At 67.0% G+C, this 13,088-nt stretch carries 11 protein-coding genes; 4 read left to right on the top strand and 7 right to left on the bottom strand.

The genetic code is table 11. The features are described from left to right. Positions 1-129 precede the first annotated feature (129 nt). The 3 genes from ACFY1E_RS12790 to ACFY1E_RS12800 form a co-directional block, all read right to left on the bottom strand. Positions 130-900: an IclR family transcriptional regulator gene (locus ACFY1E_RS12790; RefSeq protein ID WP_389074742.1), complete on the bottom strand. Its 771-nt coding sequence runs from the start codon at positions 898-900 to the stop codon at positions 130-132. Between the two features lie 69 nt (positions 901-969). Further along, entirely contained in the window at positions 970-1,539 is a 570-nt protein-coding gene (locus tag ACFY1E_RS12795) for a carboxymuconolactone decarboxylase family protein (RefSeq protein ID WP_389074745.1), read from the bottom strand. A gap of 36 nt (positions 1,540-1,575) precedes the next feature. Continuing rightward, positions 1,576-2,343, bottom strand: coding sequence for a glucose 1-dehydrogenase (locus tag ACFY1E_RS12800; protein WP_389074747.1), 768 nt, complete (start codon positions 2,341-2,343; stop codon positions 1,576-1,578). Positions 2,344-2,670: 327 nt separating this feature from the next. Here ACFY1E_RS12800 and ACFY1E_RS12805 point away from each other — a divergent pair, with 327 nt between their 5' ends. Continuing rightward, on the top strand, positions 2,671-3,372 hold the full coding sequence (locus ACFY1E_RS12805) for a GntR family transcriptional regulator (protein ID WP_389074750.1): 702 nt from the start codon (positions 2,671-2,673) through the stop codon (positions 3,370-3,372). 79 nt (positions 3,373-3,451) lie between these two features. On the opposite strand, the gene ACFY1E_RS12810 is transcribed toward ACFY1E_RS12805, so the two are convergent. The 3 genes from ACFY1E_RS12810 to ACFY1E_RS12820 all read right to left on the bottom strand — a co-directional run bounded on the left by ACFY1E_RS12810 (position 3,452) and on the right by ACFY1E_RS12820 (position 6,613). Continuing rightward, positions 3,452-4,873, bottom strand: coding sequence for an MmgE/PrpD family protein (locus ACFY1E_RS12810; protein WP_389074751.1), 1,422 nt, complete (start codon positions 4,871-4,873; stop codon positions 3,452-3,454). A 95-nt stretch (positions 4,874-4,968) separates the two neighbouring features. Next, positions 4,969-5,523 carry a cupin domain-containing protein gene (locus ACFY1E_RS12815; RefSeq protein WP_389074754.1) on the bottom strand — a complete coding sequence of 185 codons (555 nt, stop codon included), beginning with the start codon at positions 5,521-5,523 and terminating at the stop codon, positions 4,969-4,971. 91 nt (positions 5,524-5,614) lie between these two features. Then, complete coding sequence (locus tag ACFY1E_RS12820; RefSeq protein WP_389074756.1) at positions 5,615-6,613, bottom strand: alcohol dehydrogenase catalytic domain-containing protein; 999 nt, start codon at positions 6,611-6,613, stop codon at positions 5,615-5,617. A gap of 235 nt (positions 6,614-6,848) precedes the next feature. Between ACFY1E_RS12820 and ACFY1E_RS12825 the strand changes: the two genes are divergently transcribed. The 3 genes from ACFY1E_RS12825 to ACFY1E_RS12835 all read left to right on the top strand — a co-directional run bounded on the left by ACFY1E_RS12825 (position 6,849) and on the right by ACFY1E_RS12835 (position 11,545). After that, a complete protein-coding gene (locus ACFY1E_RS12825) occupies positions 6,849-8,318 on the top strand; it encodes an aldehyde dehydrogenase (RefSeq protein WP_389074757.1) in 1,470 nt (489 codons plus the stop codon). Positions 8,319-8,397: 79 nt separating this feature from the next. Further along, entirely contained in the window at positions 8,398-10,425 is a 2,028-nt protein-coding gene (locus tag ACFY1E_RS12830; RefSeq protein ID WP_389074758.1) for an FAD-dependent oxidoreductase, read from the top strand. A gap of 70 nt (positions 10,426-10,495) precedes the next feature. Further along, positions 10,496-11,545 carry an NAD-dependent epimerase/dehydratase family protein gene (locus ACFY1E_RS12835; protein WP_389074761.1) on the top strand — a complete coding sequence of 350 codons (1,050 nt, stop codon included), beginning with the start codon at positions 10,496-10,498 and terminating at the stop codon, positions 11,543-11,545. A gap of 216 nt (positions 11,546-11,761) precedes the next feature. On the opposite strand, the gene ACFY1E_RS12840 is transcribed toward ACFY1E_RS12835, so the two are convergent. Then, entirely contained in the window at positions 11,762-13,003 is a 1,242-nt protein-coding gene (locus ACFY1E_RS12840) for an ROK family protein (protein WP_389074762.1), read from the bottom strand. Between the last annotated feature and the right edge of the window lie 85 nt (positions 13,004-13,088).

Raw genomic sequence — 13,088 nt, forward strand, 5'->3', positions numbered from 1 at the left:
GTCGTCTCCTTTGCAGAACGCCTCAAGACCGTTCGGGCAGCCCCGAGCCGACGAAACATATATGATATTTGAAACGCTACTTCGATGCCCTGTGCCCGTCAATGGACGCGACAGCCGTCGCAGCGCCCCCTACTCCCGTCCGTGCTCGTTGATGCGCTGCGACAGTGCGTGGGCCTCGCTCAGCAGCAGTTTCCCCAGTTGCTGTTGCCGCGGCGGCGCCAGGCGAGCCTCGATACCGGTGAGGCTGAGCGCCCAGCGCGGCGAGCCTTGCCGGTCGAAGACAGCGGCTCCGATTCCCCAGCTTCCGGGCACGATGAGGCCGGGGTTGACGGCGTATCCGTTGCGTCTGGTCCGCTCGATCCGGTCCGTCAGCCGGTCGCGGTGGTGTGCGTCGCCGTAGGCCGTCGTCAGATCGGCATCGCGCAGGTACCGGCTCTGCTCGCGCCGGTCCAGGAACGACAGGATCGCCAGCCCGGCCGAGGCGACGCCGAGAGGGAATCTGATGCCCTCGTGAAGAACGTGGGACCGGATGGGGAAACTCCCGTCCTCGCGCAGCAGGCACACGGTCTCGTCGCCCCGGCGAGCCGAGAAGAAGGCGCTCTCCCCTGTCTCGTGCGCCAGTCGCCTCACTGTTGAACGTGCCGTCTCGGTCGCGTCATGGCGGCCACTCGCGACGAGACCCAGCAGATAGATCTCCGGCCCCAGATGCCAGTTCCCCGATGCGTCGTCGCGGTCGGTGAGGCCCTCCGATCTCATCGAGCTGAGCAGCCGGTGCGCCGTCGGCCGAGCCAGCCCCGCATCGCGTGCGATGACCGTCGTGCTCGCCCCGGCCGGTTCATGAGCCGAGAGGGCACGAAGCAGCCCGCCCACTCGACCGACAACATCAATCGCGCCGTCCATGGGAGCAGCTTACGGAGGTGCGTTCATTGTGCGAACGCCGGAACGGGAGGAGGACCACACCCTGGTGGCTCAGTCCCCCGTGGGCACCCCGATGTCGAAGAGGTGGAGAAGCTGGGCCAGGGTTCGGTAGTAGCCGACAAGTACGACCAGCTCGATCAGTGTCGACTCACCGAGTGCGGTTCGCAGTTCGAGGAACTCGGCCTCCTCCACCGGGAATCGGTCCTGATGCAGCAGCTCACACAGCCGGTACGCCGCGACCTCGACCGGATCGGCCCCTGCGAACTCGCCCCGCGCAAGGCTCTCGAGTTCGAGCTCGGTCAGGCCTGCCGCGCGGCCGACCCGCTCGTGAGCGTAGGCCTCGAAGGCGCACGAGGTCGCCGCGGCGACGCTCAGGATCGCGATCTCACGGACCCGCGCGCTCAGTGAGGTCCTGTACCGGATCGCAGCGCCGAGATCCTGGAGTGAGCGTCCGATGTCAGGAGCATGCAGCATGATGCCGAACGGCCCTGTCAGTGCACCCGAGCCGTCGACCAACGGGAAGTGCTGAGGACCGGCCGATCTGGGGCCCGCGACGATCCGCTCGTAGAGGTCCCGCTGTGCCGCATCGAGCCGGTCCGGCGTCAGCCCGTCCAACCTCACGCGAGCCTCCTCTGGATGAGCTGGTGCATCGGTCCCCTACTGAGCGACGTATCCGCCGTCGACCGGGAGAGCGACCCCGACGACGTAGCTGGCCCCGGGGCTGCACAGCCACAGGACGGCCGAGGCGATCTCCTCGGGCCGGCCAACCCGGCCGATCGGCGCTTTGGCCAGGGCCTCAGCCAGGACGAGGTCTCCCTTCGCGACCAGGTCGTCGACCATCGGGGTGTCAAAAGTGCCGGGGCAGACCGCGTTCACCCGGATGCCCTGGGGCGCGTACTCGACAGCCGCACTCGTGGTGAGGCCGACCACGGCGTGCTTCGCCGCATGGTAGGTAGTACGCCGGGGAGCACCGACGAGACCGCTCAGCGACGAGCAGTTCACGATCGCACCACTGCCCTGTTGGCGCATCTGCCTGAGCTCGTGCTTCATGCATGCCCATACACCGCGCGCGTTGACCCCGTTGACGCGGTCGTAGTCCTCTGCCCGTTCGTCCGCGGTGTCGATCGACGGACTGATGATTCCCGCGCAGTTGAAGGCCACGTCCAGCCGGCCGAAGGTCCGCACGGTCTTCTGGACCATCGCCTCGACCTGCGCCTCGTCCGAGACGTCGCAGACGACGCCGAGCGCCTCGTGGCCGGCGGCCTTGAAGGTCTGCTCGGTTTCGGCGACCGCCTCCGGGTTCACGTCCGCGATCACGACGGCCGCACCCGAGACGGCGAACTGCTCGGCCGTCGCCCGCCCCAGGCCCGAAGCCGCACCCGTCACAAGGGCGACCTGCCCCGAAAAGTCGTACGTGGGATTCAATGGTCTTCCTTTTCGTTCGCTGCGTCGGACGGTCTGGTCGACGACTGTCGGCCTCACTCGCGTGCCCACGTCCCGAACCACCGCATCTGAGGCCGGTCGCGGAAGGCAGCGAGGACTTCCAGCCGAAGCGTCAGGTCACGATCCGCACCACGGTCAATGGTGAGTGCGGCCACACACAACTCTATACATTATATTTGATTTACGTCTACGGTCGTGCGGCTCATGGGTCCTGAGGCTCACTCGCCGGCCACAAGGGCGGGGCCGGGACTATAGGGTGACGGCACGCAATATATGAAACATTCCACGCGGGCATGGAGGACGATCAACGTGGACGCCGCGCCGAACAGCACGCCGTCACCTCGCCGCAGATCCTCTGCGCGGACCCAACTGCCGGAAGAGGTCGCCGCCTATGTCCGGGACCTGATCATCTCGGGCGAGGCCCGGCCCGGCGAGTTCCTTCGGATCGAGCGCATCGCCGAGGCGGTCGGTGTCAGTCAGACGCCGGTGCGAGAGGGACTCCTCGCCCTCAAGAGCGAAGGTCTGGTCAACCTCCTCCCCCGCCGAGGGTTCGTGGTCGCGCCGATCACCCCTCAGGACATCACGGACCTGTTCTGGGCGCAGGCCCAGCTGGCCGGCGAACTCGCCGCCAGAGCCGCCGAGAAGATCACCGACGCACAGATCGAGCTCCTCAAGGAGAATGTCAAGCAGTATGCGACCGCGGTGAAGGCCGGAGACTGGGAGCTCATCCCCGAACTCGGGCTCGAGTTCCACCGCGAGGTCAACCGAGCCGCTCAGTCGCACCGGCTCGTCCTGATCCTGGACACGATCACGGCGAACCTCCCCGGCCGTTACTACGCCGCCGGCAACCCGAAGCAGACGGGTGCGGAACATCCTGAGCTGCTGAAGGCACTCCGGAAGCGTGACCCCGAGCTCGTGCGCCGGCTGATGACCGATCACATCTCGTCCCAGGGATCCCGCCTCATCGACATCCTGGCCGAACGCGGGCTCTGGGCCGACAACGAAGACTGATCCGACCGTAGGGCGGTCCGCCACAGCCGACCGCCCCACCCTCGCCGACGCACCCTGCGGCACTGCGCCGCAGCACCCGCTACCCGGCTCCGAGAAACCGGATGACAGTCGCGACGTCGTCCACCGACTCGAGATGCGTGATCCCGTCGACAACCCGGTCTGCAGCCCCGTCGGCGAGCACGCCCTCGACGTTCCGTCGGAACTTGGCCACCAGCTCGTCGTCGGACATCCCTACGCCGCCGGCCGCACCCGGTGTGCCCCGCGGGTAGCGGAGCTCGGCCGAGAACGTCCGTCCCCGGGCATCGATCTCGATCCGCGACGGCCGTGCGGCCGGATCGGTCGAAATCATCGTGACCCAGTCGGGATGCACCTCGTACGTGACCTTGTCCATCAGCGAAAGGACCTCGGGGTCGAACACCACCTCGGGTGACTGCCACGTCCTGCCGGGCGGGATCCGCTGGGCGCCGACCGCGAGGCCGTGAGCGATGCTGAACTGTCCGTCGACGGGGTGACTGATCGCGTTGCTGAGCCATGAGGCCCGGTCGACGTGGCCTTCACCCCAGGCGCGGATCGCGTCGATCTCCGAGGGACGAAGCTGGTGCTCATCGAGGGTGTCGGTGAGGAGATCGAGCAATCCGTGCAGGGCACGGCAGTGCGGGTAGTGCTTGAACGAGTTCTCGCGATGGAAGTTCCATTCGGTTCCCAGTCCGGCGGTGAGACGCTCGGGCTCCCACCGCTTCGTACCGATGAACCTGGGGTAGCCGAACTCGCGGTCGTCGAAGACGGCGGGATCGCCTCGATGCCCGTAGAACGCCATGAACGAGGCCGTCAGTGCGGCTTGGACCACCGGCCCGGCCATCGTGTACTTGATCGTCGACACCGGAATGTGCTCGAGCCAGGAACGATGTGAGTTCACCGGCGTGGTGCTCGCCGCTATGGCCAGTGCCTGTGCCGTCATGTCGGCCGACGCTCCGCGAAGACGTGTGATCGCTGCGACCGCGCCGAAGACCGTGCTCGTGTATCCCAGGATGGGGGGCATCGAGAGGGCGCCGTCGACGGTGTCGCGGATGTAGTCCATCGCCTTGCCGAAGCGGTTGGACAGCTCGTGCGAGATGGCGACGGCGAGGAGCAGATCACGCCCCGACGCCTGGTCGGCCTCGGCGACAGCGAGCGCGCCGGGCAGCACGTACGGCGAAACGTGGCCCGGAGGCAGAACCGCGTCGAAGTCGAGAGCGTTGATCAACTCGCCGTTCGCGAAGGCCGCGCCGAAGATCGAGGATCGCTGCTTCGCGCCGAAGATCGTCGCGACGTCCTTGTCTCCGCCGAGCGCCTGGGCGTACTGGATGCCGATCTGGCCTTTGGTCTCGCCGACCGCCGCGACCGCGCATCCAATCGAGTCGAGGACGAGCCTCTTCGACTCGGCCAGGACATCCTCAGGAATCTCCGCGAGATCGGTCTCCGAAACGAACTGGGCTATCTGCTCCGCAATGGGCGCTTGCATGCATGTCCCTTCAGACACCGAGAACCGGATGTCAGCCATCAAGGATTATATATTATGCATGATTCAGCGGGAAGAGTGCCCGCTGCGTGACCCCATCAGCTCTTGCGGTGCGTCCCCAGCATGACCGAGGCAACGGTGCACGGCTGGTCGGTCTCGTTCCGCCAGTTGTGCCAGCCTCCCCGCATGATGATCACATCACCGGCCCTGACCGTGATCTCTCCGCGTTCGAGCTCCATGACCACTTCGCCCGAGAGCACATGGACGTAGTCGACCGAGTCGGAGATGTGCATGCCCGGTCGGTCCGGATCGAAGCTGTCGACGAAGCCGGAGCCGGCGTCGATCTGTGCGTCCTGAAGCTGGGGGGTGGTTTCACCTTCGCCTCCCCCGGAAGCGTTCGGCATGAAGGTGAAGAACCGGAACCGCGTCCCGCCGGGCCCAGGGAACCACGGATCGCTGACCTGCTCCGAGTTCTGACCGGGACCGACCGTGCCCGTGCCGTCGGCGGTCCCCCACAGCTGGGTAACGCTGAAGACCGGGTTCCCGGCCTCGTCGTGCTCGGTGTGCGATGCGTGCACCTGCACCTGGAAATCGGACTCACCGTCGGGATGAGTGGACGTCACGATGACTCGGGTGTGTTCGGGGTGGGACATCGAGGCTTCCGTTTCTGGTTGGGGGCGGCGAGGCCCGTCGAATGGCGGAGCGGGGGTCGAGGAGTGCCGGTGAACCTTCCCGGCTCACCTGTCAGGGGACGAAGACGCCCTTCCCCGCCGTCCGCCGCTCGGACAGCTCGTACGCCGCGGCGGCTTCGTCGAGACGCCAGCGATCGGTGAACAAGGCGTCGACATCGACGTTCCTCTGGACCACGAAGTTCGCACAGTCCTCCATGGCGGGAACCGACAGCGTCCACGAGGGCACGCCGGTGATCTGCTTGTACAGGTGCTCTGTCAGGTCGAAGTGAATGGTCGATCCGACACCGACCCAGCACGCCACGCCCCACAGGTCGAGCACGTGGAGGGCTTCCTGGGCAGCCGAGGAAGCTCCCGAGGTCTCGAGGCTCTTCGACACCCCGCGCCCGCCGGTCAGCTCTCGCACGACGTCGGGAACCGAGTCGGTCTCGGCAGGGTTCAGAGTTTCCCAGGCCCCGAAGTCATGCGCTCGCTCGAGTCGACTCGGTGAGATGTCGAGCGCGATCACGCGAGCCCCGAGCGCGGACGCGAGCTGGGTGGCCGCCAGCCCGACGGGTCCCTGACCGAAGACAGCGATGGTGTCGTCGCCGTGAAGGTCCAGGCGTTTCAACGCTCCCCATGCCGTCCCGGTCCCGCAGCTGATCGCTGCCGCAGCGAGATGACTCAGCCCTTCCGGCACGGGTAGAACGGTTCTCGTCGGAACACTGATGTACTCGGCATGGGATCCCGGTGCGGTGGCCCCCATGGCCGTAGCGCCCTCGCGACACATCTGGGTCCACCCCAACCGGCATTGATCACATCGTCCGCAGCCGAAGTAGTGGTGCACCATGACCGAACGGCCCACCCATTCCTGGGGGACCTGCGAGCCACGCCCCACCACGATGCCCGCCGGCTCGTGGCCCGCGATCGTCGGCGCCTCAAGCCTGGGTCCGCGGAAGGTGTGCAGATCCGAACCGCACATGCCGGAGGCCTTGATCTCGATGACGACTTCATCTGGAGCGGGTGCCGGATCGTCGACCGTCTCGACCTTCAACTCCCGCTCGCCGTAGAACACAATCGCCTGCATGCGAACCGCTCCTCGGTGGGCGCGCCCTGTTTCGGGTCTTGTGGGCAGGGCAAATAAAATATAATATGCGGTTGGTTTCAGGGTCAACGCCTAGCGATGCAACGTCATGTCTCTCCGAGATGGGCGGTTGCCCGTGGCCAGGGATCACAGCCTGGCGGCTTCGCGTTGCCGTCGACATGTGTCGATCCATGGGGCCGGCACACACGCATCGAGAGGGTTCACGATGACCGAGGGCGCAGTGAGCAGCCACGACCGGCTCTACATCGGAGGCGACTGGGCGGCGCCCGCCGGGGACGATCGCATCGAGGTCGTCTCTCCCGTCACGGAAGAGGTCATCGCGACGGTTCCGGCCGGGTCTCGCATGGACATCGACCGCGCGGTCGCGGCCGCTCACGCGGCACTGATCTCGAACCCCTGGGCATCCACGACTCTCGAGGACCGGATCGCTCTCCTGGAGCGGCTTCGCGACCTTCTCGTGAAGCACTCCGACGAGCTGGCCCAGGTCATCACCGAGGAGATGGGCTGCCCGATCTCACAGTCGCGTGCGATTCAGGTGGTGAATCCCGTTCGGATCCTCGAGGGCTACATCGAGGCCGCGCGCCAGTACCCGTTCCGGTCGGTCCGGCGTTCCGAGCACGGCCAGGCGCTCGTTCTACGCGAGCCGGTCGGCGTGGTGGCCGGAGTGGTGCCATGGAACGTCCCCCTCTCGCTCACGATGCAGAAGCTCGTCCCGGCCCTGCTCACGGGATGCACCATCGTGCTCAAGCCCTCACCAGAGACGCCGCTCGACGCGTACGTCGTGGCCCGGCTCCTCGAAGAGGCCGGATGTCCGCCGGGAGTCGTCAACATCGTTCCCGCGGATCGGGACGTCAGCGAGTACCTGATCAGCCACCCCGGGGTCGCCAAGGTGACGTTCACCGGGTCCAGCGCCGCGGGTCGGCGCATCGCGGAACTGTGCGGCCAGGACCTGAGGCGGGTGACTCTCGAGCTCGGCGGGAAGTCGGCGGCCGTCGTGCTCCCGGACGCGGACCTTGATCTCACCGTCGAGGCGCTCCGGCTCGGCAGCTTCCGCAACAACGGACAGATCTGCACCCTCAAGACGCGCCTCGTCGTCCCTGCCGGTCTGCAGGACGAGTTCATCGACCGGCTGGGCGGCATGCTCGACACGATGGTCATCGGCGACCCGCGCGACACGTCGACGCAGATCGGCCCGCTCGTGAGCGAGCGGCAGCGCACTCAGGTCGAGGGCTATATCGAGGCCGGGCTGGCCGAAGGCGGCCGACTGGTCCGCGGTGGCGGCCGGCCGGACATCGACCGGGGCTGGTTCGTCGAGCCGACGGTGTTCGCGGACGTGGACCCGGACGCGACCATCGCTCAGCGGGAGATCTTCGGACCCGTCGTCGCGGTCATCCCCTACGCGCACGAGGAGGAGGCGATCGCGATCGCCAACAACTCGACCTACGGGCTCAACGGCGCCGTGTTCACCACCGACCTCGAACGCGGCCTCGGCGTGGCCCGGCGCATGGAGACGGGGACGGTCGAGTTGAACGGCAGCCCGGCCGGATTCCAGGCGCCGATGGGTGGCGTCAAGTACAGCGGTGTGGGACGCGAGTTCGGCCGCGAGGGCCTCGACCCCTTCGTCGAGCTGAAGTCCATCGGCGTCCCGCCGGCGATCGCCGACTCGCTGGCCTAGAACGAACAGCTTCGGACAACGAGCGGTACCAGTGCGTCAGCGAGTCAAATATTTTATCGATGATGCATGGTATTGAGGAATGGAAGAGGACCTGATGCCCCGCGAACACGACGAAATCGAGCTCTTTCGGAAGGAGCTGGCCGAGGCGCTTCCGTCCGCGAACATCCCCACGCTGCTTCTCCTGCTCTACCAGTTCACCGGTGAGGAGCGCTGGCTCCTTCCGCCCTTCACTCCCGAGGCCAGCCGCTGGGACGACAACGATTCGGGCGGCCTCCTGCCCGCCATGCAGGAAGAGGTCCGCTCCTCTGCTCTCGAGGCGATCGTCGCGTGGAAGCGGAGCGGCCGGATCGCGAAGCCCCGGCCGACAGCGGACGAGCTCATACGGATGATGACCGTGTCGGAGGCTCAGCCCATCCCGGCCGACTACGCCCAGCTGATGCTCCACAAGTTGGAGAGATACTCCGGGCAGGCACCGGCCCCCATCGGCCTGCCCGAAGGCTTCAAGGTGCTGATCATCGGCGCCGGCATGTCCGGCATCGCCGCGGCGTTCCGGCTCCGGCAGGCCGGGGTCGAGTACACGATCATCGAGAAGCAGGATCACGCCGGTGGCGTCTGGCACTCGCACCACTACCCGGGGTGCGGCGTGGACACCCCCGGTCATCTGTACTCGTACAGTTTCGCCGACGGCGACTGGACCACGTTCTTCCCGCTCCAGGGCGAGGTCGAAGGCTACTTCCAGCGGGTCGCCAAGGAGACCGGTGTCCTGGGCGAGGTCCGGTTCGGCACCGAGTGCGTCAGTACGCGCTACGACGAAGAGACCCACACCTGGCATTCCCTTCTACGGCGCTCCGACGGAAGCCAGGAGGCACTGGTCACCAACGCGGTGGTGTCGGCAGTGGGTGGCTTCACCACGCCCAAGTGGCCGGACATCCCGGGCCTGCACGAATTCGACGGGCCGGTCGTGCACACCTCCCAGTGGTCCCGGGGAATCGACCTTGCGGGCAAGCGTGTCGCCGTCATCGGCAACGGCGCGAGCGCCATGCAGCTCGTGCCGGCCATCGCCGACACCGTCGGCTCCCTGACCGTCTTCCAGCGATCACGCCAATGGGCGGCGCCGTTCCCGAAGTTCAGGAAGCCGGTGCCCGAAGCGGTACGGTTCCTGCTGCGAGAAGTGCCGCACTACCAGTGGCTGTACCGGTTGCGGCTGAGTTGGATCTTCGACAGCCAGGTGCACGAGGCGCTCCAGAAGGACCCGGAATGGGAGCACCCCGAGCGTTCGATCAACGCGGCCAACGAGGGCCACCGCGAGGTCTTCACGCGCTACATCAAGGACCGGCTGGCCGATCGTCCGGACCTGATCGAGAAGGTCACCCCGACGTTCCCCCCGTTCGGGAAGCGCATGCTGCTCGACAACGGCTGGTACGACGCGCTGAAGAAGCCGCATGTGAAGCTGGTCGACGAGGGCGTGGCCGCCGTGGACGGCAAGAAGGTCAGGAGCGCGAGCGGCGAGGAACACGAGGTCGACGTCCTCATCGTCGCCACCGGATACGACGTGACCCGGTTCCTCGCTCCGGTACAGGTGACAGGGCGGGGCGGCACGACGATCCGCGAGGCCTGGGACGACGACGATTCCCGCGCGTACCTGGGCACCGTCGTTCCGCAGTTCCCCAACTTCTTCATGCTCTACGGTCCGAACACCGCGCTCGGGCACGGCGGCAGCTTCATCTTCACGGTGGAGTGCCAGATCGACTACGTGCTGTCCTCCCTGCGCCAGATGGCTCGGCACTCTCTGCGCGAGATCGAGTGCCGGAGCGACGTGTACGACGCGTACAACGCAAAGATCCAGGCGATGCACCAGAAGATGATCTGGAGCCACCCGGGTATGTCCACCTACTTCCGCAACTCCCGCGGCCGCATCGTCACCAACAGCCCGTGGCGGCTCCTCGACTACTGGAACCTGACGCGTGAGGCGGACCTTACGGACTTCGTCACCGTTCCCGCGATCGAATCCGCCGACTCGCCCCGGCCGGAGGTCCCGGGCGACTTCGCCTACGACCGCGCGGCGACGGAGCCGTTCCACTTCCAGCCGGGCTCGACGTCGGCGTGACGCTCGTCGGCCCTGTCCCGGCGCCCGACCGATGCATCGAACGGCCCGCGCATCGCACAGGAGGATCTTCATGGCAGTTCTCGTGACCGGTATCGGTTTCGTCGGCGGCTACATCGTGCGTGACCTCGTCGAGGCCGGCGAAGACGTCGTCCTGTACGGGCTCTTCGGCGGAAGCCCAGACGGCACCGGCGAGTACCCCGACATCGACAACGCCCGCTACATCGTCGGGGACGGCGGATGGGACCGGGTCACCGTCGTGGTCGGCGACATCCGCGATCGTGCGCTCCTCAGCCGCACGATCGAGACGCACGGGGTGTCCGGCATCATCCACCTGGCCTCGCTGGTGGCGGCGGCTTCCGAGCTGAACATTCCGCGCGCGATCGAGGTGAACGTCGGCGGCAGTGTCAACGTCTTCGAGGCAGCGCTCGAGAACCGCGTGGAACGTGTGGTCTGGGCCAGCTCCATCAACGTCTACGGGTCCCGTTCGATCACCACCTCAGGGGCGATCGACGACACCAGCATGCTCGACCCGCAATCCACCTACGGCAGCACAAAGGCATTCGTGGAGCAGATCGCTCGCCGCTACCACGTGAACTCCGGCCTCAGTGTCGTCGGGCTCCGGCTCGGCAAGGTCTACGGCTTCGGAGAGCACGTCAAGACCGGCCGCGGCGGCGGAAACACCTGGTTCGTGAACCTCGTCGAGAACCCGGCACGCGGGATCGGCCCGTCGGTCGTGCCATTCGGCGACCGGAGCCTCGGCTTCCACTACATCGAGGACGTCGCGCGTTCCTTCCTCACCGCGCTTGCGTCCCGTGCCGGCAGCGGCGAGAGCTTCGTGACATCCGGCGACTACCGGCCCATCCGCGAGGCGTTCGAGTTCGTTCGCAAGGTACTCCCGGATGCCGACATGGAACTGGTCGACGGTGGCGAAGCGGCCGGTCTCAAGGCCGGTGCGGAGACCAACTGGGCTCTCCGCTTCGACGCCTCCAAGGCGAGAGAGGTACTGGGCGTCGCCCCGCATTTCAGCATGGAGGACGGGCTCTACCGCACCATCAGCACCTACCGCGAGTACGTCGGACTGCCACCCGTCGAAATCCCCGAAGTCACTCTCCGCCGATGAGTGGGCTGCTCGGTACAGGAGCTCCCGGCCGCCGGTGCCCCTCCGCCCTCAGAGCGTTCCTTCTGCGGCGAGTTGTCGGTCCGCCACCATCGGGTGGACCGATGGCTCAGGACGACTTCCGAGCGACGCGCTGCGCCGGGGCCTGGCTCGCGTGGAAGTGCCGAAGGCACTCTTCGGACACACCGTTCCGGTCGTTGACGGTGGCCCGAGGAGAGGTCATCCGGTGCCAGCCCTGCTCGCGAGTTCGGCCTCGATCCCCTCCGGGGAGAGGATGTGCTGGCAGACGAGCTGACTCGCGCCCATGCTGGCCGCCCGGTCGCCGGCGCGGGAGAGGACGATCCGGAGGTTGGTGGTCGCGAGCGGAGGCGAGCGGTGATACACCACTTCGCGTACCCCTGCCATGAGGTGCTCACCGGCCGCGGCCATGGAACCGCCGATCACGATCACGCTCGGGTTGAGCAGATTGACGCACGTCGCGAGGACTTCGCCGATGTCGCGCCCGGCCTGCCGCAAGGCGTGGATCGCGACGACGTTGCCTTTCTCGGCGAGCGTGACGACGTCGGCGCCGCTCGCGGCATCCAGTCCCTGGGCGGCGAGGGACCGGGCGACAGCGTCTCCGGACGCGATCGCCTCGAGGCACCCCGTATTGCCGCAGCGGCACACGATGTCCAAGCCCCGGGCGGCACGGACGTGTCCGAGGTCGCCTGCGGTGCCCTCGGATCCGCGCTGGAGCTGACCGCTGCTGATGACTCCCGAACCGATGCCGGTGGCGACCTTGACGAACAGAAGGTCGTCGACGTCGGGCCAGAAACCCGCCCGCTCCCCGAGCGCCATGATGTTGACGTCGTTGTCCACGAGGACAGGCGAGGGCAGGGTTCTCTGGACGAAGCCGACGACGTCGAACCCGTCCCAGCCGGGCATGATCGGAGGCTTGACGGGCCGCCCCGTCGAGTGCTGGACAGGGCCCGGGAGGCCGATGCCGACTCCCGCAAGGTTGTCCGGTCGCCGGCTTTCGGCGAGCAGGCGCTTGCCGGAGTCGGTGACGTACCCGAGCAGTGCGTCGGGTCCCGCCGCCACCGGCAGGTCCGCACGTTCCTCCGCGAGCACCTGGCCCTTGAGGTCGGTGAGGGCCACGCGCACATGGCTGGCGCCGACGTCGGCCGCGAGCACCGTGCGTGCCTGGGGATCGAAGGCGAAGCGGGACGCCGGCCGGCCACCGCTCGACCGGGCGTCGCCGACCGGGACGACAAGCCCCGAGCGCAGCAGCGGGTCGACCTTGCCGGCCACGGTGGAGCGGGCGAGACCTGTGGTCGTGGCGAGCTCGGTGCGCGTCCAGGGACGTCCGTCGCGGAGGAGTTGGAACAGATCACCGACGCGGAAGGTTCCGGCGGCAGCAGGCTGCTCACCCTGGGTGACGGGGTCGTACACACGGTGTCTCTTGTGTCGGTGTTCTGCCATGCAACGGAGTATTCCACAGCTACTTTCGCTGTTACCGAGTAAAAGTCGGACAGAATTCTTCGAACTTTGTCTTGCTTCCCGTCAA

This window comes from Streptomyces sp. NPDC001604 (assembly GCF_042893475.1).
GTDB lineage: Bacteria > Actinomycetota > Actinomycetes > Streptomycetales > Streptomycetaceae > Streptomyces.